Here is a 24,715-nt window from a genome sequence, read left to right on the forward strand (position 1 = left end):
GGGTATGGACCGATACGAACGCATCACCGCCCTGCATCGTCTGCTCAAGTCCGCACGCTATCCGGTGACGGTGGCGACCCTGCAGGACAAGCTCGGTTGCTCCCGTGCCACCGTCTACCGCGATCTGGCCTTCCTGCGCGATGCGCTGATGGCACCGATCGAGGGCGACGGCGAAGCCGGCTTCCGTTACCAGGCCGACGAGAGCGACCGCTTCGAGCTGCCCGGCCTGTGGCTGAGCTCGGAGGAGCTGCATGCCCTGCTGGCCTCGCAGCACCTGCTGGCGCGGACCGGCGGCGGCGTACTGTCGTCGGTGCTGGCACCGCTGCAGCAGCGCATCGAGAGCCTGCTGGCGGCCCAGGCTGGCGTTTCCAGCTGGCCGGTGGACCGGGTGCGGGTGATTCCGCACCGTGGCCGCAAGTTCGATGAAGGCAGCTTCCGCAGCGTGGCTTCGGCGGTGCTGGAGCGCCGCCAGCTGGCGTTCGAGTACCGCGCCCGTTCCACCGACGAGCCGACCAAGCGCACCGTTTCGCCGCAGCGCCTGACCCACTATCGCGACAACTGGTACCTGGATGCCTGGGACCATGACCGCGAGGCGCTGCGCAGCTTTGCCGTGGATCGCATCCACAAGGCGCGGGTGATCGACAGCACCGCCCGCGACGTGGCCGACGGCGAGCTGGACGAGCAGCTCGGGGCCAGCTACGGCATCTTCTCCGGTGCGCCGAAGGGCTGGGCGACCATCCTGTTCAGCGCCAAGGCCGCGCGCTGGGTGGCCGACGAGCACTGGCATTCCAAGCAGCAGGGCCGCTTCCTGGCCGATGGCCGCTATGAACTGAAGGTGCCGTACAGCGTCTCGCGCGAGCTGCTGATGGACGTGCTGCACTACGGCTCGGATGCCGAGATCGTCGAACCGGTGATGCTGCGCGAACAGGCCAAGGCGCTGCTTGAGCTCGCCCTGAGCAACTACGACAACTCCTGACACTCCCCCCGAGAACCCTTCCGCCCATGAAGAAGACCCTGTTGCTGCCCCTGCTCGCCGCTGCGCTGGCCCTGACCGCCTGCGGCAAGTCCGGCGAGCCCTCGCAGAAGCTGGTGGTGGCCGCCACGGCCGTGCCGCATGCCGAGATCCTTGAAGTGGTCAAGCCCATCCTCAAGCAGGAAGGCGTGGACCTGGACGTGCGCGTGTTCAACGACTACGTGCAGCCCAACGACCAGCTGGTGCAGAAGCAGGTGGACGCCAACTACTTCCAGACCGAGCCGTATCTGGATGCCTACAACCGCGATCGCAAGACCGATCTGGTGAAGGTGATCGGCGTGCACATCGAGCCGTTCGGTGCGTACTCGCGCAAGATCAAGTCGCTGGCCGAGCTGCGCGAAGGTGCCGACGTGGTGATCCCGAACGACCCGAGCAACAACAGCCGTGCACTGATCCTGCTGCACAAGGCCGGTGTGATCGAGCTGAAGGATCCGACCAACGCGCTGTCGACCCAGCGCGACATCACTGCAAACCCGAAGAACCTGAAGTTCCGCGAGCTGGACTCGGCGATGCTGCCGCGCGTGCTGGACCAGGTCGACCTGGCCCTGATCAACACCAACTACGCACTGGATGCGGGCCTCAACCCGACCAAGGATGCACTGGCGATCGAGAGCAAGGACTCGCCGTACGTGAACTTCCTGGTCGCACGCCCGGACAACAAGGACGACGCCCGCGTGCAGAAGCTGGCCAAGGCCCTGACCAGCCCGCAGGTGAAGGCCTTCATCGAGACCAAGTACAAGGGCGCGGTGCTGCCGGCGTTCTGACGGCCGCTGGCCATGTGGTAGTGGCGGGCGGGGGGGGGCCCCCCCCCCCCCCCCCCCCCCCGGGGGGGGGGGGGGGCCCGCGGGGGCCCCCCGCCCCGCGGGGGCCGGCCCGCGCCGCCCCATCCCGCCCCCCCCCCCCCCCGCGGGGGGGGGCCCCCCCCCCCCCCGCCACTACCGTCAGTCGACGTGGAAGGCGAGGGTGGCCGCCACGGCCTGCTGCCATCCCGCATACAGCTTCTCGCGCCGCGCCACCTCCATCTGTGGCTCGAAGCGCCGGTCCAGGCCCCATTGCGCGGCGATCTGTTCGCGGCTGGACCAGAACCCCACCGCCATCCCGGCCAGGTAGGCCGCGCCCAGTGCGGTGGTTTCGGTCAGCCGCGGCCGCAGCAGTGGCACGCCAAGGATGTCGGCCTGGAATCCGGCCAGGAAGTCGTTGCCGATCGCACCGCCATCGGCGCGCAGCTCGGTCAGCGCGATGCCGGCATCGGACTGCATCGCATCGAGCACGTCGCGGGTCTGGTAGGCCATCGCCTCCAGCGCGGCACGCACGAAGTGCGCCTTGCGAGTGCCACGGGTCAGGCCGAACATCGCGCCGCGCACATCACTGCGCCAATAGGGCGCACCGAGGCCGACAAATGCTGGTACCAGGTAAGCACCGCCACTGTCGGGCACCTGCGCGGCCAGCGCCTGGCTGTCGCTGGCGCGTTCGATCATGCGCAACCCATCGCGCAGCCACTGCACCACCGAGCCGGCGATGAAGATCGAACCTTCCAGCGCATATTCCACGCGCCCGTCCAGGCCCCAGGCGATGGTGGTCAGCAGGCCATTGCGCGAACGCACCGCCTGCGCGCCGGTGTGCATCAGCATGAAGCAGCCGGTGCCATAGGTGTTCTTGACCATGCCTGGCTGGAAGCAGGCCTGGCCGAACAGAGCCGCCTGCTGGTCACCGGCGATGCCGGCGATCGGAATCGGGTGATCGAAGAAGAACTGCGGCCGGGTATGCGCGTACACCGCGCTGGAATCGCGCACCTGCGGCAGCATCGCGCGCGGGATGTCCAGCAGCGCCAGCAGGTCGTCATCCCAGTCCAGCGTGTGGATGTTGAACAGCAGCGTGCGCGCCGCGTTGCTGTAGTCGGTCACATGCGCCTGGCCACCACTGAGGTTCCAGACCAGCCAGCTGTCGATGGTGCCGAACAGCAGCTCGCCGCGCTCGGCACGCTGCTGCGCGCCCTCGACGTGGTCGAGGATCCAGCGCACCTTGGTGGCGGAGAAATAGGCATCGATCAGCAGGCCGGTGCGCTCGCGGATCAGCGCCTCATGCCCTTCGGACTTCAGCCGCTCGCAGATGGCGTGGCTCTGCCGCGACTGCCAGACGATGGCGTTGTGGATCGGCTGTCCGGTGGCACGGTCCCAGACCACGGTGGTTTCGCGCTGGTTGGTGATGCCCAGTGCGGCGATGTGGCGCGGGTCGATCTGCCCGCGGCTGAGCAGTTCGGTCAGCGTGGCATAGACGCTGGTGAGAATCTCGCGCGGGTCATGCTCGACCCAACCCGGCTGCGGGAAGATCTGCGCGAATTCGCGCTGCGCGCTGCGCGCTGCCGACGATGTCGCCGGTGCGGTCGAACAGGATCGCGCGCGAACTGGTGGTGCCCTGGTCGATGGCCAGCACGTAGCGGGGCGTCATGCAGCGTCTCCGGTAGCGATGGTGTTGGTAGAGTCGAGCCTGCTCGACTGCTTTTCATGTCAGTCGAGCAAGCTCGACTCTACCGTCTATCGATCCACGCCTGCAGCCGCGCCACCTGCGCAGCATCCAGCCGCAACCCCAGCTTGCTCCGCCGCCACAGCACGTCCTCGGCGTCCCAGGCCCATTCGTGGTCGCGCAGGAAAGCCACTTCCCGCGCATGCAGGTCGCCGCCGAAGTCCTCTCCAAGATCGTCCATGCCCCGTGCACCCTGCAGAAGGGCGGCGCTACGGCTGCCGTAGGCTTCGGCCCAACGCCGTGCGATCTCCACGGGCAACCACGGTGCCAGCGCCTGCAGGCGGGAGCGCGCCTGTGTGGCGTCACCCCAGTCGCTGCCCGGCAGCGGGTCTCCGCCTGCCGTCCAGGCCGGTCCCATCTGCGGCAGGGCAGGGCGCAGCAGGTTCAGCGCTTCCTCGGCCAGCACCCGGTAGGTGGTCAGCTTGCCGCCCAGCACATGCAGCGCCGGCGCCGGGCTGGACTGCAGCTGAAGGCGGTAGTCGCGGCTCAGCGTTGCCGCACGCGGGTCCGGGTCGGCCAGCAGTGGCCGCACACCGGCGAACTGCCAGACCACGTCTTCCGGAGTGATCGGCTCGCGCAGATAGCGGTTGGCGGCCGCGCACAGGTAGCTCACCTCGGAAGGCAGCACGCTGCAGCGCGCCGGGTCACCGCGGTAGTCGGTGTCGGTGGTGCCGACTAGCAGATGCTCGTGGGCGAACGGCAGCAGGAACACCACGCGGCCATCGGGCTGCTGCAGCAGGCAGGCACTGTCATCGGGCCAGGGGCGGCGCAGCACGATGTGGCTGCCCTGTACCAGCCGCAGCGCGGGGCCGCCGCTGCGGGCCTCCATCTGCTCCAGCAGGCCACCGGCCCATGGGCCAGCCGCATTGGCGACGGCGCGCGCGGTCACATGCTGCTGGCCATCGGCGGATTCCAGCACGGCCAGCCAACGGCCCTGCACAGGGCGCAGCTCGATGCAGCGGCTGCGCACATGTACCTGTGCGCCACGCCAGGCAGCATCCAGGGCATTGAGCAGTACCAGACGCGCGTCATCGACCTGCGCGTCGGCGTAGCTGAAGGCCTGCCGCAGATCCGGGGAGAGCCAGGGGCCGAGCGGATCATGCTGAAGGTCCAGGGCGCGCGAGGCGGGAAATGCCGGGCTGCGTGGGCCCAGGTGGTCGTACAGCCACAGTCCCACGCGCAGCATCCAGCGTGGGCGCAGGTGCGGTTCCCACGGCAGCACGAAACGCAGCGGGTGGACCAGATAGGGTGCCTGCCGGCGTACCACTTCGCGTTCACCCAGTGCCTTGCGTACCAGGCCGAACTCGCGCTGTTCCAGGTAGCGCAGGCCACCGTGGATCAGCTTGCTGCTGGCGCTGGAGGTATGCGCAGCGAGGTCGTGCTGCTCGCACAGCAGCACGCGCAGGCCGCGGCCGCTGGCATCACGGGCGATGCCGGCACCGTTGATGCCGCCACCGATCACCAGCAGGTCGACGTCGTGCATCGCGCCTCCGCATCCTGTGTGTGTAGAGTCGACTGTCAGTCGACTGCTGTTGCAAAAGTCGAGCATGGCTCGACTCTACGAAAGGCAGTCGAGCAAGCTCGACTCTACAGAACGCGGGTGACGGAAACGACGACGGGCCCCGAAGGGCCCGTCGCGTTACATCAGTGAAGCAGGTGCAGCCTGGATCAGAAGCGGGCGCCGATGCCGAAGCCGACGGTCCACGGATCCATCTTGGCTTCGCCGATCTTCTCGCCGCCAACCTTCACGTCCGGGCGGGCGCGCATGTAGCGGGCGTCAGCACGGGCGAACCAGGTGGAGTTGATGTTCATGTCCACGCCGACGGTGCCGATCACGCCCTTGGCATCCTTGAAGCGGATGTCGGTGTCAGCGCCGTTGCCCAGCTTCTCGTTGCTGAAGCTCGACTGGTAGTAGCCCACGCCCACGAACGGACGGAACACGTTGTCAGCCTGGCCGAAGTGGTACTGGCCGCTCAGCGCGATCGGCTGCTGCTCGACCGAGCCCAGGCGGGCGTTGTTCGGGCCCTTGAACTTGTTGTCGAACTTGTCGGCAGCGCCCCACAGTTCAACGGCCCAGTTGTCGTTGATGTAGTAGCTGAAGCTGACGGTCGGCGCCGGGCCACCATCGGTCTTCTTGACGCCGGTGATCGGGTCGTTCTTCGGTTCCAGCAGCGAGATGCCGCCAACAACGGCAAAATGCTTGCCCGAAGCGGTGTCGGTGCTGCTGCTGTCCTGGGCGAAAGCGGCCGGCGCGAAGGCGGCGGAGGTCAGCAGGGCGAGACTCAGGATACGGATGGAGCGCATGGGGGTATCTCCTAATGTTTCTTGTTTTGGGCCCCCGGTTGCGGGGCGAGCACACCGTAGTCGCCCCAACATGAATCGAATCCGACGCACGTTAAAAAATAGTTTCCCTTGTTCAGCGACTGGAGCGAAAAGCCTGTTTTCATGGGCTTTTCAGCCTTCGGCGACATTCATGCAGTTGGAGACGATGTGAGCGAAGCAACGGTGTGCATCGGCCTGCAAGCGCAGGTGAACATGGAGTGCAGGGTGCTGCTGCTGGGTTCGATGCCCGGCGTTGTGTCATTGCAGGAGCAGCGCTACTACGCGCATCCGCGCAATCGCTTCTGGCCTGTGCTGGCCGATATCTGTGGCTTCGATGTGGCCCTGGCGTACCCGCAACGGCTGCGCGCACTGCAGGCAGCCGGTGTGGGTCTGTGGGATGTGATCGGTCAGTGCGAGCGGCGTGGCAGCCTGGATGCCGACATCATGCGTGGCACGGAAGTACCCAATGCGCTGCCGGCATTGATCGCTTCGCTTCCTGAGCTGGAGCTGATCGGCTGCAACGGTGCGGCATCGCTGAAGGCATTCCAGCGTTGGGTGCTGCCCGGCCTGGAGGCGCCGCCAAGGCTGCTGGCGCTGCCGTCCACCAGTCCGGCCAACGCGGCCTGGTCGCTGCCGCGGCTGCGCCAGGCCTGGCAGCCGGTAGCCGACGCACTGGCGACATGAAGCGGACATCGTCCGGACAATACGCTACCGACTGGTCGCGGCCGCAACCCATGAGCAACAGCGTGTCCCGGCTGCGTGAGTACTGAAAACACCTGTAACGGTTGGCGCTGGCCCCCGCTGGCCGCACAATAGACGTTTCCCTACACCAGATTGCCGGAGTTATCCCCATGGCCGAAATCAAGGAAGCACTTGTCCCCGATATCGGTGACTACAGCGATATCCCGGTAATCGAGGTGCTTGTCGCCGTCGGCGACACGGTCAAGAAGGACCAGGGCCTGGTGACGCTGGAAAGCGACAAGGCGACCATGGAAGTGCCGTCGGCCGTCGCTGGCGTGGTCAAGGAGATCAAGGTCAAGGTCGGTGACACCCTGTCCGAGGGCAAGGTCGTGGCGCTGATCGAAGTGGCTGAAGGCGAGGCGGCCAAGCCGGCCGCTGCCACCCCGGCACCGGCCAAGGCCGCAGCGCCGGCCGCTGCCACCCAGAGCGCGCCGGCCCCGGCCGCAGCTGCGCCGGCCGCTCCGGCTGCCAGCGGTGGTGCGGTTGAAGCGCTGGTGCCGGATATCGGCGACTATTCCGGCATTCCGGTCATCGAAGTGCTGGTCGCCGTCGGCGACACGGTCAAGAAGGACCAGGGCCTGGTCACGCTGGAAAGCGACAAGGCCACCATGGAAGTGCCGTCGTCGGTGGCTGGCGTGGTCAAGGAACTGAAGGTCAAGGTCGGCGACACTCTGTCGCAGGGCAATGTGGTCGCCATCATCGAGGCCGAGGGCGCTGCCGTGCCGGCGCCGACCAAGGCAGCCGCTGCTGCCGCTCCGGCTGCCGCCGAGACCGCCACCAAGGTCGAGCCGGTCGCTGTGCCGGCGCAGCCGGACAAGCTGGCGGCCCGCGAGGTCGCCTCGGCCGGTACCCCGTCCAGCCCGCCGGTGCAGTTCAACGCCGATGGCGTGCTGCCGGCCAAGGTGCCGTATGCCACCCCGGCGGTGCGTGTGTTCGCCCGCGAACTGGGCGTGGACCTGCTGCAGATCAACGGCACCGAGAAGGGTGGCCGCATCACCAAGGGTGACGTGCAGAAGTTCGTCAAGGCCGCACTCAGCGGTGGCGTGCCGGCTGCCGGCGGTGCTGCTGTTGCTGCCGGTGGTGGCCTGAACCTGCTGCCGTGGCCGAAGGTCGACTTCAGCAAGTTCGGCGAGACCGAAGTCCAGCCGCTGTCGCGCATCAAGAAGATCTCCGGTGCGAACCTGGCCCGCAACTGGGCCATGATCCCGCACGTCACCCAGTTCGAACAGGCCGACATTACCGACCTGGAAGGCCTGCGCGTGGCGCTGAACAAGGAAAACGAGAAGGCCGGCATCAAGCTGACCATGCTCGCCTTCCTGATCAAGGCCAGCGCCGCGGCGCTGAAGAAGTTCCCGGAGTTCAACGCCTCGCTCGATGCCAGCGGTGAAAACCTGACCCTGAAGAAGTACTTCCACATCGGCTTTGCAGCCGACACGCCGAACGGCCTGGTCGTGCCGGTCATCCGCGACGTGGACAAGAAGGGCGTGGTGCAGATCGCGCAGGAAACCGGCGAACTGGCCAAGAAGGCGCGCGACGGCAAGCTCGGCCCGGCCGACATGAGTGGCGGCTGCTTCTCGATCAGCTCGCTGGGCGGCATCGGCGGCACCGCGTTCACCCCGATCGTCAATGCACCGGAAGTGGCCATCCTCGGCGTCTCCAAGTCGTCCATCCAGCCGGTCTGGAACGGCAAGGAGTTCGCACCGAAGCTGATGCTGCCGCTGTCGCTGAGCTACGACCACCGCGTCATCGACGGCGCACTGGCCGCACGCTTCACCACGTACCTGTCGCAGGTACTGGCCGACATGCGCCGCGTGCTGCTGTAAGGCACCGCTTCGCCCCCACCGTGCGGCCGCCGCCCCTGGCGCGGCCGCGTGAACAGATGCAGTGACAGCCCGCCGGTACCGCCGCGCGGGCACGAGGAAAACCCACCATGGCCACGATTGAAGTCAAGGTTCCCGACATCGGCGATTACAGCGATGTGCCGGTGATCGAAGTGTTGGTCGCCGTCGGCGACACGGTGAAGAAGGATCAGGGTCTGGTGACCCTGGAATCGGACAAGGCCACCCTGGAAGTGCCGTCCTCGGCTGCCGGCGTGGTCAAGGAAATCAAGGTCAAGCTGGGCGACACCCTGTCCGAAGGCGCCGTGGTCGTGGTGCTGGACGCCGAAGGTGCCGCCGAAGTCCCGGCCAAGGCCGCCGCGCCGGCCCCGGCAGCGGCCGCTCCGGCCAGCAAGCCGCCGGTGACCCCGTCGCACCGCGCCCCGGCTGAACCGGCTGCGCCGAAGCCGGCGCTGTCCAGCGGCAAGCCTGCCGACATCGAATGCGAAATGGTCGTGCTGGGCTCTGGCCCGGGCGGCTACACCGCCGCTTTCCGCGCCGCCGACGTCGGCCTGGATACGGTGCTGGTCGAGCGCTACGCCAGCCTCGGCGGCGTCTGCCTCAACGTGGGCTGCATTCCGTCCAAGGCGCTGCTGCACGCTGCAGCGGTCATCGACGAAGTGGCCCACGCCGGTGATTTCGGCGTCGAGTTCGGCAAGCCGACCATTACCCTGGACAAGCTGCGCGAGTACAAGGAAAAGGTCGTCAACCAGCTGACCAAGGGCCTGGCCGGCATGGCCAAGCAGCGCAAGGTCCGCAGCGTGCAGGGCGTTGGCAAATTCGTTTCGGCCAACGAGCTGGAAATCACTGCCGCTGACGGCAGCACCCAGCTGCTGCGCTTCCAGAAGTGCATCATCGCCGCCGGTTCGCAGGCGGTGAAGCTGCCGAACTTCCCGTGGGACGACAAGCGCGTGATGGATTCCACCGACGCGCTGGAGCTGGCCGAAGTGCCGGGCTCGCTGCTGGTTGTCGGTGGCGGCATCATCGGCCTGGAAATGGCCACCGTGTACGGTGCGCTGGGCAGCAAGGTGACCGTGGTCGAGTTCATGGACCAGCTGATGCCGGGCGCCGACAAGGACCTGGTCAAGCCGCTGGCCGACCGCCTGAAGAAGCAGGGCATCGAAGTCCACCTGAAGACCAAGGCCTCCGGCGTCACCGCCGATGCCAAGGGCATCACCGTGACCTTCGACGCCGCCGAGGAAGGCCAGGCGCCTGCGCTGGCGCAGGGCACCTTCGATCGCGTGCTGGTGGCCGTGGGTCGCTCGCCGAACGGCAAGAAGATCGATGCCGAGAAGGCTGGCGTGCAGGTCACCGACCGCGGGTTCATCCCGGTCGACCGCCAGATGCGCACCAACGTGCCGCACATCTTTGCCATCGGCGACATCGTCGGCAACCCGATGCTGGCCCACAAGGCCACGCATGAGGGCAAGCTGGCCGCCGAAGTGGCTGCCGGCCACAAGAAGGAATGGGTCGCCCGCGTGATTCCGTCGGTGGCCTACACCAACCCGGAAATCGCCTGGGTCGGCGTGACCGAGACCGAAGCCAAGGCCAAGGGCCTGAAGGTCGGCGTGGCCAAGTTCCCGTGGGCCGCCAGTGGCCGCGCGATCGGCATCGGCCGCACCGAGGGCTTCACCAAGCTGATCTTCGACGAAGAGACCCACCGCATCATCGGTGGTGCGATCGTCGGCGTGCACGCCGGTGACCTGCTGGCCGAGATCGGCCTGGCCATCGAGATGGGTGCCGAAGCCGAAGACATCGGCCACACCATCCACGCGCACCCGACGCTGAGCGAATCGGTGGCGATGGCCTCGGAAATCTACGACGGCACGATCACCGATCTGTACATGCCGAAGAAGAAGTAAGGCGCCCGCGCCTTCGCGAACGAGAAGCCCCGGCATCTGCTGGGGTTTTTTGTTTCTCCGCTCCGGATTTTTGCGAGCGGTGGGGCCGCTGCGCGGGTGGCAGGCGTTTGGACAAATGTCCCCCGTCGTCCGCCTGCGGCGGTCGCCTCCTCCTTTACTTTGTCCAAACGCCTGCCACCCCCCCCCCCCCCACCCCCCCCCCCCCCCCCCCCCCGCCCCCCCCCCCCCCCCCCCCCCCCCCCCCCCCCCCCCCCCCCCCCCCCCCGCGGCTCGGCTTGCGGATAGTCGAGAGCCACAGCTTGGCCCGCCTGGATGCCTGACACGCGGGGGAAGAGGGGCTTGCGTGCGAAGTAAAGGAGGAGGTGACGGCCGCAGGCCGGTGCCGGGGGACATTCGCACGCAAGCCCCTCTTCCCCCAGCGCTCGACCAACCTGCTTCTCTGCTCGACGATGCAAAGAAAAAGCGCGGCCCCGATGTTCCGGAGGCCGCGCCAGGAGAGAGAGTGCCGTGGAAGGGGCGGGGGATCAGAACACGAAGCTGACGCCGGCCACCGGGCCCTTGAATTCCTGCTTCAGGCCGATGCTGCCGTCGCTGCCCTTCTTGTCCGCGTCGAGCTTGAACCAGTCATAGCCAGCGAACACACCGAAGTTCTTCGTGAAGCGGTAATCCACGATTGCGTTGGCGCGGCTCAGGTCGCCCTTGTAGTCATCGAAGCTGCCCCAGCGCGTGTTGAGATACTGGCCCTGCAGCGTGATCATCCACTTTTCCGACGGGGTGAAGCTCAGGCGCGCACCGACCACCGGCGCCACGCCGTCCGTCTTCTCATTGAGGAACTGGCCTTCGTAGACGGTGCCCAGATCGGCGTAGGCCTTGGTGCTGACCTTGGCGTACTCGGCACCCAGCTGCAGGCCGAGGTCGAAGGTATCGGTGTCCACCACCGAGTAGTCATAGACCAGGCTGGCGACCTGGTATTTCAGTTCGCCCTTGACGAAGCTGCCGGACGGCACGTTGACGTCACCGAAGGAGATGTCCTGGCCAAGGGTCTCGCGGCGGTCCTTGTCGTACTTGAAGTAGTTGAACAGCAGGCGCTGGCGGTTGCTGATGCGGAACATGCCATCGATGCGTGGCTCCCATTCCTTGCCACCCAGCTTGAAGTCCTCGGAGAAGCCGATGTCCTGGCCGGCGACGTTGGTCTTGCCGCGAAGGGTGTTGTCCGAGTCGATGTTCATCGCACCCAGGCGCAGGGCGAAGCGGTCGTCGCCTTCAGCGGCGTGGGCGGCAGTGGCGAACGAAGCGCCGGCGGCGAGCAGGGAGAGGGCGAGCAGGGTGGGTACGGGGCGCATCGAAGAGTCCTTGCAGTGGTTCATCAGAATGAAGACCACTGTGCCGGACAGGCCCGTCCACCATCCGTGAACGTATGGTCCACGAAGTGTGCACGGTTCAGCGCTGTCGCGACGATGCAAAAAGATGGCCCCGGAGCCGGGCTTCGGGGCCATCGTGGGACCTGCGGGGCGGAGCGTCGACGAGGTTGCTGCAGGCAGGTCGAAAGATCGGACCGGCGCATTCGGCGAAAGTTCCGCCGCCTGCGACCAAAGTTCAATACTGCGCTGCAACATCATACGGACGTCATTGTCCCCTGGGTGGCACGCAAAAATGTAACCGTTACCGCAACTTGCGGCCTCCCGGGATGAACAGGGGGCGGTTGTCTCGCAAATTGTCCCATTGCTATAATTTGGCGGCTCGATGAGGCCCCCCTGCTGTAGTCGCCTCAGCCCTCCACTTGCAACCACGCGGGACGTCCTGTGCTGAACTCCGTTGATGCGGGTCGGCGACTGATGCTGCGCGCCGCGGTCTACCCGCTGGCCGCAGTGGCTGTCCTGGCCCTGGCCTTCCTGCTGGTAGGTCCGAAATATGCCCTCGGCGCGCTGGCGTCCGGTGTGGCCATTTCGGCCGGTGGCTGGGTGGCGGCACGGATGGCACTGGGCGGTGGGGCACTGGCCGCAGGTTCGGCGATGGCTCGCCTGATCATTGCGATCGTGGCCAAGTGGGTGGTGGTTTTCGGCGTCCTGCTGGTGGGGTTCCTGGTCTTCAAGCTGCCTGCATTGGCGCTGTTGGCTGGTATCGCCGTCGGCTTGATGTTCCAGGTCCTGGCGATGGCCAGGCGTTGACAGAATTCAATTAACTGAAGGTTCCGGACACATGGCGGGCGAGGCTCTAACCCCTACCAGCTACATCCAGCATCACCTGCACAACCTGACCGCGCCGGTCGGCAAGGGTGAGGGTATGTTCTGGCATATCCACGTCGATACCTTCCTCACCGCGGTCCTGATGGGCCTGGTGATCGTTGTCGCGTTCTGGCTGGGCACCCGCAAGGCCACCGCCGGCGTGCCGGGCAAGTGGCAGGCCTTCGTCGAGATCTGCCTGGAGTTCGTCGACCGCCAGGCCAAGGACACCTACCACGGCAAGAGCAAGCTGGTCACGCCGATCGCCATCACGATCTTCTTCTGGATCCTGTTGATGAATCTGCTGAAGATGATCCCGGCCGATTTCATCGCCAAGCCGCTGGAATGGGTGGGCGTGCACTACTGGAAGCCGGTCCCGACCGCTGACGTCAATGCCACCTTGGGCATGGCCATCAGCGTGTTCTTCCTGATGCTGTTCTTCGCGCTCAAGTCCAAGGGCCTGGGCGGCTTCATCAAGGAATTCCTGACGGCGCCGTTCGGCAAGTGGATGATGCCGTTCAACCTGATCCTCAACATCGTCGAGTGGCTGAGCAAGCCGATCTCGCTGGCGATGCGACTGTTCGGCAACATGTTCGGCGGCGAAATCGTGTTCCTGCTGATCTGGGTGCTGGGTGGTGCCGGTTTCTTCGGTGCCATTGCCGGTGGTGTGTTCGGCCTCGGCTGGATGCTGTTCCACCTGCTGGTGATCCCGCTGCAGGCCTTCATCTTCATGATGCTGTCGATCGTGTACCTGAGCCTGTCGGAAGACGCTCACTGAGTTTCAAGCTTCAACGCGTTTCAACCTTCATCCGTTTCATCACCCTTAGCAACTTAAGTTCCTGGAGATAACCATGTACTTCGCCGTCCTGACCAACTTCGCGCAGATTCAGAGCTCCACCGCCCTTGCCGTCGGCATCATGATCGGCCTGGCCGCGCTGGGCGCCGGTCTGGGTCTGGCCATCATGGCTGGTAAGTTCCTGGAGTCGGCCGCCCGCCAGCCGGAACTGATCCCGGTCCTGCAGGTCCGCATGTTCATCACCGCCGGCCTGATCGACGCCGCGTTCATCATCTCGGTCGCCGTCGGCCTGCTGCTGGCCTTCGCCAACCCGCTGTCGGCTGCCTTCGCTGGCGCCGTCACCAAGGCTCTGGCCGGCTGATACAGCGGTTTGAGACGACCGGGTGCTGATGCACCCGGTTTCGGATGAAGGCCGGATGCGCCGCTACGGCGGCGCGTCCACCCCGAAACCAGCGATCGAGCTAACCATGAATATCAATTTCACCCTTCTTGCGCAGGCGCTGGCCTTCGCTGGTCTGATCTGGATCATCGCGACCAAGATCTGGCCGCCGCTGATGAACGCGATCGAAGAGCGCCAGCAGAAGATTGCTGAAGGCCTCGCTGCTGCCGACCGCAGCCAGAAAGATCTGGCCCAGGCGCAGGAGAAGGTCAACGAAGCGCTGAAGGAAGCACGTACCAAGGCCAACGAGATCATCGATCAGGCCCACGCACGTGCCAACCAGATCGTTGATGCTGCCCGTAACGAAGCGATCACCGAAGCCACCCGTCAGAAGGAACTGGCCCAGGCTGAAATCGACGCCGCCGCCAACCGTGCCCGTGAAGATCTGCGCAAGCAGGTGTCTGCGCTGGCCGTGACCGGTGCCGAAAAGCTGCTCAAGCGCGAAATCGACGCCAACGCCCACAAGGCGCTGCTCGACGAGCTGGCCTCGGAGATCTAAGGATGAGCCAGGCCCTCACGCTTGCCCGCCCGTACGCCCGCGCCGCGTTCGCGACCGCGCGCGACGAAGGCGCGTTCGCGCCGTGGTCGGACGCCCTGGCGTTCTCCGCCCACGTCGCCGCCGATCCGCGCGTGGCGGCCCTGCTCGCCAACCCGGAGCTGGGTCGTGACGACGCCGTCGCCCTGCTGGCGCCGGTGTCCCACGGCGAGACCTACTCGCGCTTCCTGGCCATCCTGGCCGAATCGCATCGTCTGCCGCTGCTGCCGGAAATCTCCGGCATGTTCGACGCCCTGCGCGCCGAAGCCGAGCACGTGGTCAAGGCCACGGTGACCTCGGCTTCCGAGCTGTCGGCCGGAGAGCTGGACGCGATCAAGGTTGCGCTGCGCAAGCGCTTCAACCGCGAGGTCGACGTGACCACCGCGGTCGATGCTTCGCTGATCGGCGGCGCCGTGATCGACGCCGGCGACGTGGTCATCGATGGTTCGCTGAAGGGCAAGCTGGCCCGTCTGCAGACCGCGCTCGCTAACTGAATTCATTTAACGTCCGGCCCCGCTGCCGGCACTAGGACTTGACGATGGCAACCACGCTCAACCCCTCCGAAATCAGCGAACTGATCAAGAACCGCATCGAGAAGGTCAAGCTGGCCGCGGAATCGCGCAACGAAGGCACCGTGACCAGCGTGTCCGACGGCATCGTGCGCATCTTCGGTCTGGCCGACGTGATGCAGGGCGAAATGATCGAACTGCCGAACAACACCTTCGCCCTGGCCCTGAACCTGGAGCGCGACTCGGTCGGCGCCGTGGTCCTGGGTGACTACGAAAACCTGCGCGAGGGCGACGTCGCCAAGACCACCGGCCGCATCCTCGAAGTGCCGGTCGGTCCGGAACTGCTGGGCCGCGTCGTGAACGCGCTGGGCGAGCCGATCGACGGCAAGGGCCCGCTGGGCACCGACCTGACCGCTCCGGTGGAGCGCGTTGCTCCGGGCGTGATCTGGCGCAAGTCGGTCGACCAGCCGGTGCAGACCGGTTACAAGTCGGTCGACTCGATGATCCCGATCGGCCGTGGCCAGCGCGAGCTGATCATCGGTGACCGCCAGACCGGCAAGACCGCGATGGCGATCGATGCGGTGATCAACCAGAAGGGCACCGGCATCAAGTGCGTGTACGTTGCGATCGGCCAGAAGGCTTCGACCATCGCCAACATCGTGCGCAAGCTGGAAGAGAACGGCGCGCTGGCCCACACCATCGTGGTGGCCGCGACTGCTTCCGAATCGGCTGCCATGCAGTACATCAGCGCCTACTCGGGCTGCACCATGGGTGAGTACTTCATGGACCGCGGCGAAGACGCGCTGATCGTGTACGACGATCTGTCCAAGCAGGCCGTCGCCTACCGCCAGATCTCGCTGCTGCTGAAGCGCCCGCCGGGCCGTGAAGCCTACCCGGGTGACGTGTTCTACCTGCACTCCCGTCTGCTCGAGCGCGCTGCCCGCGTGTCCGAGGAATACGTCGAGAAGTTCACCGAAGGCAAGGTCACCGGCAAGACCGGTTCGCTGACCGCGCTGCCGATCATCGAAACCCAGGCCGGCGACGTGTCCGCCTTCGTTCCGACCAACGTGATCTCGATCACCGACGGCCAGATCTTCCTGGAAACCGACCTGTTCAACGCCGGCATCCGCCCGGCCGTGAACGCCGGTATCTCGGTGTCGCGCGTCGGTGGCTCGGCCCAGACCAAGATCATCAAGAAGCTGTCGGGCGGCATCCGTATCTCGCTGGCCCAGTACCGTGAGCTGGCTGCGTTCGCGCAGTTCGCCTCGGACCTGGACGAAGCGACCCGCAAGCAGCTGGAGCGTGGCCAGCGCGTCACCGAGCTGATGAAGCAGAAGCAGTACGCGCCGATGTCGATCGCCAACCAGGCGCTGTCGATCTACGCCGTCAACGAGGGTTACCTCGACGACGTGCCGGTCAACAAGCTGCTGGCGTTCGAAGAAGGCCTGCACGCCCACTTCGCCAACACCCAGGGCGAACTGGTCAGCAAGGTCAACGCCACCGGCGGTTGGGACAACGACATCGAAGGTGCCTTCAAGAAGGGCATCGCCGAGTTCAAGACCACCGGCAGCTGGTAATCGCGGTCCTGTAGAGCGGAGCCTCTGGCTCCGCTGGACCAGATGACAAACGGTTGAACAACGCGGGGCAGCAGCCCCGCGCCACGGGAAACAAGAGATGGCAAGCGGACGCGAAATCAAAACCAAGATCAAGAGCGTGCAGAACACCCGCAAGGTGACGCGCGCCCTGGAAATGGTCTCGGCCTCCAAGATCCGCAAGGCGCAGGATCGGATGAAGACCTCGCGTCCGTACGCGCAGGCGATGAAGCAGGTGATCGGTCACCTGGCCCAGGCCAGCACCGACTACCAGCATCCGTTCCTGGTCGAGCGCGAGCAGGTCAAGCGGGTCGGCTTCATCGTGATCTCCTCCGATCGCGGCCTGGCCGGCGGCCTGAACAACAACCTGTTCCGCAGGATGCTGGGCGAAGCCAAGGCATGGCAGGACAAGGGCGCGGAAGTGGACCTGGTGACCATCGGCCAGAAGGCATCGACCTTCTTCCGCCGCGTAAAGGTCAACATGGTCGGCAGCGTGACCCACATCGGCGACGTGCCGAAGCTGGAATCGCTGATCGGTGTGATCAAGGTCATGCTCGACGCCTTCACCGAAGGCAAGGTCGACCGCGTGTACCTGGTCTACAACCGCTTCGTGAACACCATGACGCAGAAGGCCAGCTTCGATCAGCTGCTGCCGCTGCCGCCGGCTGAGAAGCAGGTCGCTCACCACGACTGGGATTACCTGTACGAACCCGATGCCGCGACCGTGCTGGAGCACGTGATGACGCGTTACATCGAGTCGCTGGTGTACCAGGCGCTGCTGGAAAACGTTGCCTCCGAACATGCCGCACGCATGGTCGCGATGAAGGCGGCGAGCGACAACGCCAACAAGCTGATCGGTGAGCTGCAGCTGGTCTACAACAAGGCACGCCAGGCAGCGATCACCCAGGAAATCTCCGAAATCGTCGGCGGCGCGGCAGCAGTCTGACCGCGTTCGTTCAAAGCACACATTTAGAGGATGCAGCAATGAGTCAGGGCAAGATCGTTCAGATCATCGGCGCGGTCGTCGACGTCGAATTCCCGCGTGAGTCGGTGCCGAAGGTGTACGACGCACTGAAGGTCGACAACACCGAAATCACCCTCGAAGTCCAGCAGCAGCTGGGCGACGGCGTGGTGCGTACCATCGCCCTCGGTTCCACCGACGGCCTGAAGCGCAACCTGGTTGCCACCAACACCGACCGCGGCATCTCGGTGCCGGTCGGCGCTGGCACCCTGGGCCGCATCATGGACGTGCTCGGCCGTCCGATCGACGAAGCCGGCCCGGTGGCCGCCAGCGACAGCTGGGAAATCCACCGTGCGGCCCCGTCGTACGAAGACCAGTCCCCGGCTACCGAGCTGCTGGAAACCGGCATCAAGGTCATCGACCTGATGTGCCCGTTCGCCAAGGGCGGCAAGGTCGGCCTGTTCGGCGGCGCCGGCGTCGGCAAGACCGTCAACATGATGGAGCTGATCAACAACATCGCCAAGGCGCACAGCGGTCTGTCCGTGTTCGCCGGCGTGGGTGAGCGTACCCGTGAGGGCAACGACTTCTACCACGAAATGAAGGACTCCAACGTCCTCGACAAGGTGGCGATGGTGTACGGCCAGATGAACGAGCCGCCGGGCAACCGTCTGCGCGTCGCCCTGACCGGCCTGACCATGGCCGAGTACTTCCGCGACGAGAAGGACGAAAACGGCAAGGGTAAGGACGTCCTGCTGTTCGTCGACAACATCTACCGCTACACCCTGGCCGGTACCGAAGTGTCGGCACTGCTGGGCCGCATGCCGTCCGCCGTGGGTTACCAGCCGACCCTGGCCGAGGAAATGGGCGTCCTGCAGGAGCGCATCACCTCGACCAAGAACGGTTCGATCACCTCGATCCAGGCCGTCTACGTTCCCGCGGACGACCTGACCGACCCGTCGCCGGCGACCACCTTCGCCCACCTGGACTCGACCGTCACCCTGTCGCGTTCGATCGCCTCGCTGGGTATCTACCCGGCCGTCGATCCGCTGGATTCCACCAGCCGCCAGATGGACCCGCTGGTCATCGGCCACGAGCACTACGACACCGCCCAGCGCGTCCAGCAGACCCTGCAGAAGTACAAGGAGCTGAAGGACATCATCGCGATCCTGGGCATGGACGAGCTGTCCGAAGAGGACAAGCAGGCCGTGTCGCGCGCCCGTAAGATCGAGCGCTTCTTCAGCCAGCCGTTCCACGTGGCCGAAGTGTTCACCGGTTCGCCGGGCAAGTACGTGCCGCTGAAGGACACCATCCGTGGCTTCAAGGCCATCGTCGATGGCGAGTACGACCACCTGCCGGAGCAGGCGTTCTACATGGTCGGCGGCATCGAAGAAGCGGTCGAGAAGGCCAAGAAGATGGCCGAGAAGGCCTGATCCGGGACGGGCGGGAGCGATCCTGCCCGACCTGACGCCGGCGCCGGGCAACCGCCCGCGCCGGTGGACTCCCACGGTGGCATTGCGCCGCCGCGAACAGCGAAGAGATTTGCATGAGCACGATCCGTTGCGACATCGTCAGCGCCGAGCAGGAAATCTTCCGTGGCGAAGCGACCCTGGTCGTGGCCACCGGTGAGCTGGGCGAACTGGGCATCGCGCCCAAGCACGCGCCGCTGATCACCCGCCTGAAGCCGGGCAAGGTGGTGGTGACCACGCCGAACGGCGAGCAGCTGGATTTCGCCATTTCCGGCGGCATCCTGGAAGTGCAGCCGCAGGTGGTGACCGTGCTGGCTGACACCGCGATCCGCGCGCAGGACATCGACGAAGCCTCGGTCCGCAAGGCCAAGGAAGAAGCCGAGCGCATCCTGGCCAACCGCGGCGAGGCGATGGAAGTGGCTGAAGCCCAGCAGAAGCTGGCCGAAGCCGTCGTCCAGCTGCAGGCCCTGGAGCGCCTGCGCAAGAACCTCAAGCACTGAGGTTTCTCGCGCTGCATCCACGAGAACGCCGGCCCTGTGCCGGCGTTTTTGTTTGTGCGAGGTAGAGTGTCGGCTGGGCAGAGTCGACTGTCAGTCGACTATCGCGCGCAGCGCGGGATTTCCGCAGTCTGATGGAAGAGCAGTCGACCAACAGTCGACTCTACCGATCCCGATCCCGATCCCGATCCCAGCGCCGTATCAGCGGTAGACCACGCAGCGCATCAGCAGGAAGGAAACGCACGCCAGCCCGCCTTCCACCAGCGGCTTGGCCAGCCAGGTGTACTGCAGGCCCAGCGCGTGGTCGACCAGGCTCACCAGCAACGTGCTTGTCGCGGTCAGCAGCAGCCACAGCCCGAAGAAGCGTGAAAATCGACGCCAGCCAAGGCGCGCATCACCTGCGTTGGCAAAGGTGTAACGGCCGTTGAGCCAGAAGCCCAGCAGCATCCCGGCCAGGCGACCGGCAATGTTGGCAGGCACCACCGGCAGGCCCAGCGCGGTCGCGGTGACGAACACCAGCCAGTCGAGCAGCAGCTGCACGAGCCCGATGATGAGATAGGTGCTTCCCTGGCGGACGAGGCCCATCAGTGCGGTGAAGGAGGTGGGATGCACATGTTAACGGCCCACGCTCTAGAATCATCGGCAACGAACCACGGACTGCCGTTTCCATGACCCAACCCCTGCACGTCATCATCCTCGCCGCTGGCGCGGGCAAGCGCATGAAGTCGGTGCTGCCGAAGGTGCTGCAGCCGATCGCCGGCCAGCCGATGCTGGCACACGTGATCGCGGCCGCCCGCGAACTGGAACCGGCGGCGATCCACGTGGTCTACGGCCATGGTGGTGAAGCGGTGCGCCAGTACTTCGCCGACCAGCCCGACCTGCAATGGGCTGAACAGGCACGGCAGCTGGGCACCGGCCATGCGGTGGCCCAGGCGATGCCGCAGGTGCCTGACGCCGCGCAGGTGCTGGTGCTGTACGGCGACGTGCCACTGATCCGCGCGCAGACCCTGCGCGACCTGCTGGCGCAGCCGGGTCGCCTGGCGGTGCTGGTCGCCGATGTCGATGACCCGACCGGTTATGGCCGCGTGCTGCGCGATGCCGAAGGCAAGGTGGGATCCATTGTCGAGCAGAAGGACGCTACCGACGACCAGCTGCGTGTGCGCACGATCAATACCGGCATCATTGCCGCCGAGTCGACCGCGCTGCGGCGCTGGCTGTCGCAGTTGTCCAACAGCAACGCGCAGGGCGAGTACTACCTGACCGACGTGTTCGCCTTTGCCGCGCACGAGTACACCCCGGCCGAAATGGCACTGGTGGCCGACGCGCAGGAAGCCGAAGGGGCAAACGATCCCTGGCAGCTTTCGCAGCTGGAGCGTGCCTGGCAGCGCCGCGCGGTACGGGCCCTGTGCGCGCAGGGCGCGCGCGTGCGTGACCCGGCACGACTGGATATCCGTGGCACCGTCACCGTGGGCAGTGACGTGCTGATCGATGTCGATGTCGTTCTGGAAGGCCACATCGTGCTCGGCGACGGCGTCACCGTGGGGCCGTTCAACCGGCTGAAGGACGTCAATCTTGGCCCGGGCACCGAAGTACGTGCGCACTGTGATCTGGAAGGCGTGGTCACCGAAGGCGCAGCACTGGTCGGTCCGTTCGCGCGCCTGCGCCCGGGTACCGTGCTGGCCGATGGCGTGCACGTCGGCAACTTCGTCGAGACCAAGAAGGTCACCCTCGGTGTTGGCAGCAAGGCCAACCATCTGACCTACCTGGGCGATGCGGTGATCGGCAGCAGGGTAAACATCGGTGCCGGCACCATCACCTGCAACTACGACGGCGTGAACAAGTCGACCACCACCATCGGCGACAACGCCTTCATCGGTTCCAACAGTTCGCTGGTAGCACCGGTGACCATTGGCGACAGCGCGACGATTGCCGCCGGTTCGGTCATCACCCGCGACGCCCCGGATGGCAAGCTGACACTTGCACGTGCACGACAGGAAACCATCGATGGCTGGAAGCGCCCGCTCAAGAAGTCCTGAGCCACGCATCCCGCATGCCGACGAACTCGGCATGCTGCCGGCAATTGAACAACGTGCCGGTGAACTGCTGAAGGGTCACCAGGCCTACCCGGTGTTTGCCGGGCATGGTCTGGACCTGCCGACGCTGCAGGATGGCCTTCAACGTGGCCAGTTGTGGGTGGTGGATGCGGCTGACGGTGGTATCGCGGGTTACCTGCTGGCCGGTGAACTCTGCGGTGAATTCCATGTGCTGCAGATGGACGTGGATCCCGCACACGCGCGGCGTGGCCACGGCCGCGCTTTGCTGCGCCATGCCTTGGCGCAGGCGAGGGCGGGAGGCTACGCGGCCGCGGTGCTGACCACGCTGTCCGATGTGCCGTGGAATGCGGCCTTCTATGCCAGCGAAGGATTCAACGTAGTGCCCGAGGCGCAGTGGAACGATGGCCTGCGCGCGGTGATGGCCGAAGAGGCTGCGCTCGGGTTCCCGATGCACCTGCGGGTGGCGATGCGGCAGGTTTGGTAGGTGCCGACCTTGGTCGGCACATCCGCGCATGGCGTGGACCTACCCGCTCAACCCACCGGCAACAGGATCGACACGCACAACCCGCCATCGCCGCGATTCTGCAGTGATACCCGGCCGCCATGCGCTTCCACGATCTCGCGGGTCAAGGCCAAGCCCAGCCCGGTGCCATTGCGCTTGGTCGAATAGAACGGCATCAGCGCATTCTGCAGCACCTGCTCGTTCATGCCCTTGCCGCGATCCAGTACGTCCAGGCGCAGCCACTGCGGCAGCCGCGTGAGTTGCACCTGTACGTCGTCGTTGGGCGGTTCTGCTTCGGCGCAGGCTTCGTGCGCGTTCTTCAACAGGTTCAGCAGTGCCTGCCCGAACTGGGCGATGTCGATGCGGCTGCTCAGTTCCTCGTCCGGCTCACGTTCCATGCCGAATGGGATCTGCTGGCGCAGGCTGGACAGGAAGGGGGCCCAGTGCACGGTCTGCAACTGCGGTTGCGGCAGCTTGGCAAAGCGCGCATAGCCGCGGATGAAGCCTTCCAGGTGGCGTGCGCGATCCTCGATGGTGGTGAAGATCTCCGGCAGCCGGTCAAAGCGCTCACGCTGCACCAGCACACCGCCGGAATGGGCGAGCGATGCGATCGGCGCCAGCGAGTTGTTGAGCTCGTGGCTGATCACCCGGATCACCTTCTTCCAGGTCTGCACTTCCTGGCGCCGCAGCTCGGCGGTCAGCAGACGCACCAGCAGCAGGTCATGCGGTCGGCCGTTGAGCTGGAAGGCGCGCCGCGACAGGTGGTAGACCTGCTCGTCGTCCTCGTCGCCATCCTCTCCCTCGGCATGCACCGCGAACAGGCTGTCGCCACCGCGGGCGATGGCATCGCGCAGCTCCACCGGCACCTGTTCCAGCACGTCCTCCAGGCGCTGGCCTTCCAGCTTCCAGCCGCCATGCAGCAGCTTGCGCGCAGCCAGATTGGAGAACACCACGCGGGCGATGCCATCACCGCCCGAGGCGATCAGCAGCATCGCCACCGGCGTGTTCTGCACCATCGTGTCCAGCAGAAGTTCGCGTTGCACCAGGCCCTGCCGCTGTGCACGCAGCACATCGCCCAGTTCGCGGTGTGCCTGCACCAGGTCGCCGAGCTCGTCATTGCCGGGCCAGTGCACGCCGAAGTTGTATTCGCCGTCGCGATAGCTGCTGGTGGTGCCCGCCAGGGCCCGCATCAGTGACCGCACCGGGGCGGTAGCGCGACGCAGGGTCCACCACATCAGCGACAGCAGGATCAACGCCGACACCGTGGTCACCACCCAGCCATGGTCCATCCAGTAGGCCAGCAGCCACGGCAACGCGGCGGCCAGCGCCAGCACCGGCAGCAGGCGCAGGAACAGGCGGAAAGTGAACGAGCGCCGTTTCATTCGCGCGGGATACCGTGGCGGTCCATGCGCCGGTACAGCGCCTGGCGGCTCAGGCCGAGTTCGGCGGCGGCCTGGGCGATGACGCCATGGTTGCGCGCCAGTACCTCCTCGATGCGCGCGCGGTCGGGGTCATTGCCCGCACTGGGGGCCGGGCGCGGTGCGGCGGCTGCGCGCGGCAGGTTGAGATCGGCCACTTCAATACGGTTGCCGGTAGCCAGCAGTTCGGCGCGCTGGATCACGTTGCGCAGTTCGCGCACGTTGCCTGGCCACGGGTGCCGCTGCAGGGCGGCGGTGGCGGCGCTGGACAGGGGCTTGCCAGCGGTCAGGAAGCGCTCGGCCAGCGGCACGATGTCGCCCGGGCGATCGGCCAGCGGCGGCAGCACCAGTTCCACCGTGTTGAGGCGGTAATAGAGGTCTTCGCGGAAGGTGCCGTCGCGGATCATCGCCGGCAGGTCGGCATTGGTCGCGCTGACCACGCGGACCTTGACCTGGCGTTCGCGGTTGGAGCCCAGGCGCTCGAAGCGGCCGGTTTCCAGCACACGCAGCAGCTTCATCTGCCCGCCCAGCGACAGGTTGCCGATCTCATCCAGGAACAGGGTGCCACCATCGGCGGCCTCGAACTTGCCTTCGCGCGCCTTGTTGGCGCCGGTATACGCACCGGCCTCGGCACCGAACAGTTCGGCCTCGATCAGTTCCGAAGGCAGCGCGCCACAGTTGACCGCCACGAATGGACCCTTGGCCACCAGGGAATTGGCCTGGATGATCTGCGCGATCTTCTCCTTGCCGGCACCGTTCGCGCCGGTGATCAGTACCGGCAGTTCCGAGCGTGCGACCTGGCAGGCAAGAGCGATGACGCGCTCGCTGGCGGGGTCGGCGAAGACCGCGCCGCACAGGTCGTACTTCTCTTCCAGCGCATTGCGCTGGCGCAGTTCACGGCTGCGGCGCCGGTCCAGTTCGCGGCGCGCCTCGGACAGTTCCAGCAGGTTGTTGACCGTGGTCATCAGCTTGCGGTCGTCCCAGGGCTTGGCCAGGTAGTCGGCCGCACCGGCCTTGACCAGATCCACCGCGCTGCTGAGGTGGGTCCAGGCCGTCAGCAGGATCACCGGCAGATCGGGATGGCGCGCGCGGATCTGCGCGAACAGGGCCTCGCCTTCTTCGCCGGAGGTGGTGTCCTCGCTGAAGTTCATGTCCTGGATCACCAGGTCGACCGGCTGCGACTCCAGCAGGGCCAGCCCTTCGGACGGGCTCTGCGCCTGCAGGGTGTCGATGTCGTGCAGGGAGAACAGCACGTCCAGCGCGGTACCCACGCTGGCGTTGTCGTCGATGATCAGGATCGCAGGCATCAAGCGGTTCTGCAGAAAGGGATGGGCGGCGCCGTTGGAGCCGTTCGTGTCCACGCACC

Annotated in this window: 21 protein-coding genes and 3 pseudogenes; 16 read left to right on the top strand and 8 right to left on the bottom strand. The window is 66.0% G+C overall.

Annotated elements, in window-relative coordinates; translation table 11 throughout:
* The first annotated feature begins 4 nt into the window (after positions 1-4).
* Positions 5-976, top strand: a complete 972-nt coding sequence (locus V3B64_RS05655) for a YafY family protein (protein ID WP_329913792.1) — start codon at positions 5-7, stop codon at positions 974-976.
* A 26-nt stretch (positions 977-1,002) separates the two neighbouring features.
* Positions 1,003-1,797: a MetQ/NlpA family ABC transporter substrate-binding protein gene (locus tag V3B64_RS05660; RefSeq protein WP_032129055.1), complete on the top strand. Its 795-nt coding sequence runs from the start codon at positions 1,003-1,005 to the stop codon at positions 1,795-1,797.
* Between the two features lie 177 nt (positions 1,798-1,974).
* Here V3B64_RS05660 and glpK read toward each other — a convergent pair.
* The 4 genes and pseudogenes from glpK to V3B64_RS05680 form a co-directional block, all read right to left on the bottom strand.
* A pseudogene (glpK, locus tag V3B64_RS05665) lies at positions 1,975-3,427 on the bottom strand (glycerol kinase GlpK).
* Positions 3,417-3,539: pseudogene (locus V3B64_RS05670) on the bottom strand (hypothetical protein); the annotation flags it as partial. The pseudogenes glpK and V3B64_RS05670, both read right to left, overlap by 11 nt.
* A 21-nt stretch (positions 3,540-3,560) precedes the next feature.
* A complete protein-coding gene (glpD, locus tag V3B64_RS05675) occupies positions 3,561-5,039 on the bottom strand; it encodes a glycerol-3-phosphate dehydrogenase (RefSeq protein WP_329913793.1) in 1,479 nt (492 codons plus the stop codon).
* A 185-nt stretch (positions 5,040-5,224) separates the two neighbouring features.
* A complete protein-coding gene (locus tag V3B64_RS05680) occupies positions 5,225-5,860 on the bottom strand; it encodes an OmpW family outer membrane protein (protein WP_032129052.1) in 636 nt (211 codons plus the stop codon).
* A gap of 186 nt (positions 5,861-6,046) precedes the next feature.
* Between V3B64_RS05680 and V3B64_RS05685 the strand changes: the two genes are divergently transcribed.
* The 3 genes from V3B64_RS05685 to lpdA all read left to right on the top strand — a co-directional run bounded on the left by V3B64_RS05685 (position 6,047) and on the right by lpdA (position 10,358).
* Positions 6,047-6,562 (top strand): DNA-deoxyinosine glycosylase, encoded by a 516-nt coding sequence (locus V3B64_RS05685; protein ID WP_329913794.1) that lies wholly within the window; start codon positions 6,047-6,049, stop codon positions 6,560-6,562.
* 167 nt (positions 6,563-6,729) lie between these two features.
* The gene (aceF, locus tag V3B64_RS05690) at positions 6,730-8,442 is read left to right on the top strand and encodes a dihydrolipoyllysine-residue acetyltransferase (RefSeq protein WP_329913795.1); all 1,713 of its coding nucleotides are present in this window, start codon (positions 6,730-6,732) and stop codon (positions 8,440-8,442) included.
* A gap of 107 nt (positions 8,443-8,549) precedes the next feature.
* Positions 8,550-10,358: a dihydrolipoyl dehydrogenase gene (gene lpdA / locus V3B64_RS05695; RefSeq protein ID WP_182266734.1), complete on the top strand. Its 1,809-nt coding sequence runs from the start codon at positions 8,550-8,552 to the stop codon at positions 10,356-10,358.
* A 524-nt stretch (positions 10,359-10,882) separates the two neighbouring features.
* Here lpdA and V3B64_RS05700 read toward each other — a convergent pair.
* Positions 10,883-11,701 (bottom strand): hypothetical protein, encoded by an 819-nt coding sequence (locus V3B64_RS05700; protein WP_329913796.1) that lies wholly within the window; start codon positions 11,699-11,701, stop codon positions 10,883-10,885.
* A 459-nt stretch (positions 11,702-12,160) separates the two neighbouring features.
* Between V3B64_RS05700 and V3B64_RS05705 the strand changes: the two genes are divergently transcribed.
* From V3B64_RS05705 to V3B64_RS05745, 9 genes are all read left to right on the top strand, one after another.
* A complete protein-coding gene (locus tag V3B64_RS05705) occupies positions 12,161-12,526 on the top strand; it encodes a hypothetical protein (RefSeq protein WP_006394654.1) in 366 nt (121 codons plus the stop codon).
* A 31-nt stretch (positions 12,527-12,557) separates the two neighbouring features.
* On the top strand, positions 12,558-13,358 hold the full coding sequence (gene atpB, locus V3B64_RS05710) for a F0F1 ATP synthase subunit A (RefSeq protein WP_010481316.1): 801 nt from the start codon (positions 12,558-12,560) through the stop codon (positions 13,356-13,358).
* Positions 13,359-13,431: 73 nt separating this feature from the next.
* Positions 13,432-13,737 (top strand): F0F1 ATP synthase subunit C, encoded by a 306-nt coding sequence (gene atpE, locus V3B64_RS05715; protein WP_005411133.1) that lies wholly within the window; start codon positions 13,432-13,434, stop codon positions 13,735-13,737.
* Positions 13,738-13,843: 106 nt separating this feature from the next.
* Positions 13,844-14,314, top strand: coding sequence for a F0F1 ATP synthase subunit B (locus V3B64_RS05720; protein ID WP_005419512.1), 471 nt, complete (start codon positions 13,844-13,846; stop codon positions 14,312-14,314).
* Between the two features lie 2 nt (positions 14,315-14,316).
* Positions 14,317-14,844, top strand: a complete 528-nt coding sequence (locus tag V3B64_RS05725; RefSeq protein ID WP_032129048.1) for a F0F1 ATP synthase subunit delta — start codon at positions 14,317-14,319, stop codon at positions 14,842-14,844.
* A gap of 44 nt (positions 14,845-14,888) precedes the next feature.
* Positions 14,889-16,436, top strand: a complete 1,548-nt coding sequence (gene atpA, locus V3B64_RS05730) for a F0F1 ATP synthase subunit alpha (protein WP_032129047.1) — start codon at positions 14,889-14,891, stop codon at positions 16,434-16,436.
* A 97-nt stretch (positions 16,437-16,533) separates the two neighbouring features.
* Positions 16,534-17,397: a F0F1 ATP synthase subunit gamma gene (gene atpG, locus V3B64_RS05735; protein ID WP_032129046.1), complete on the top strand. Its 864-nt coding sequence runs from the start codon at positions 16,534-16,536 to the stop codon at positions 17,395-17,397.
* Positions 17,398-17,435: 38 nt separating this feature from the next.
* Positions 17,436-18,842, top strand: a complete 1,407-nt coding sequence (gene atpD / locus V3B64_RS05740; RefSeq protein ID WP_032129045.1) for a F0F1 ATP synthase subunit beta — start codon at positions 17,436-17,438, stop codon at positions 18,840-18,842.
* A 113-nt stretch (positions 18,843-18,955) separates the two neighbouring features.
* Positions 18,956-19,378 carry a F0F1 ATP synthase subunit epsilon gene (locus tag V3B64_RS05745; protein WP_005419509.1) on the top strand — a complete coding sequence of 141 codons (423 nt, stop codon included), beginning with the start codon at positions 18,956-18,958 and terminating at the stop codon, positions 19,376-19,378.
* 198 nt (positions 19,379-19,576) lie between these two features.
* Here the strand turns inward: V3B64_RS05745 and V3B64_RS05750 are convergent, their stop codons facing one another.
* Complete coding sequence (locus V3B64_RS05750; RefSeq protein WP_049460896.1) at positions 19,577-19,960, bottom strand: GtrA family protein; 384 nt, start codon at positions 19,958-19,960, stop codon at positions 19,577-19,579.
* 83 nt (positions 19,961-20,043) lie between these two features.
* On the opposite strand from V3B64_RS05750, the gene glmU reads away from it, so the two are divergent.
* A complete protein-coding gene (gene glmU, locus V3B64_RS05755; RefSeq protein ID WP_329913797.1) occupies positions 20,044-21,411 on the top strand; it encodes a bifunctional UDP-N-acetylglucosamine diphosphorylase/glucosamine-1-phosphate N-acetyltransferase GlmU in 1,368 nt (455 codons plus the stop codon).
* Complete coding sequence (locus V3B64_RS05760; RefSeq protein ID WP_329913798.1) at positions 21,380-21,913, top strand: GNAT family N-acetyltransferase; 534 nt, start codon at positions 21,380-21,382, stop codon at positions 21,911-21,913. Before glmU ends, V3B64_RS05760 begins: the two co-directional genes overlap by 32 nt.
* A gap of 47 nt (positions 21,914-21,960) precedes the next feature.
* On the opposite strand, the pseudogene V3B64_RS05765 reads toward V3B64_RS05760, so the two are convergent.
* Positions 21,961-23,385, bottom strand: a pseudogene (locus V3B64_RS05765) (HAMP domain-containing sensor histidine kinase); the annotation flags it as partial.
* Complete coding sequence (locus V3B64_RS05770; RefSeq protein WP_032129058.1) at positions 23,310-24,656, bottom strand: sigma-54 dependent transcriptional regulator; 1,347 nt, start codon at positions 24,654-24,656, stop codon at positions 23,310-23,312. The gene V3B64_RS05770 and the pseudogene V3B64_RS05765, both read right to left, overlap by 76 nt.
* Positions 24,657-24,715 lie beyond the last annotated feature (59 nt).

It is taken from the genome of Stenotrophomonas sp. SMYL86, from assembly GCF_036320025.1.
Taxonomy (GTDB): Bacteria; Pseudomonadota; Gammaproteobacteria; order Xanthomonadales; family Xanthomonadaceae; genus Stenotrophomonas; species Stenotrophomonas maltophilia_A.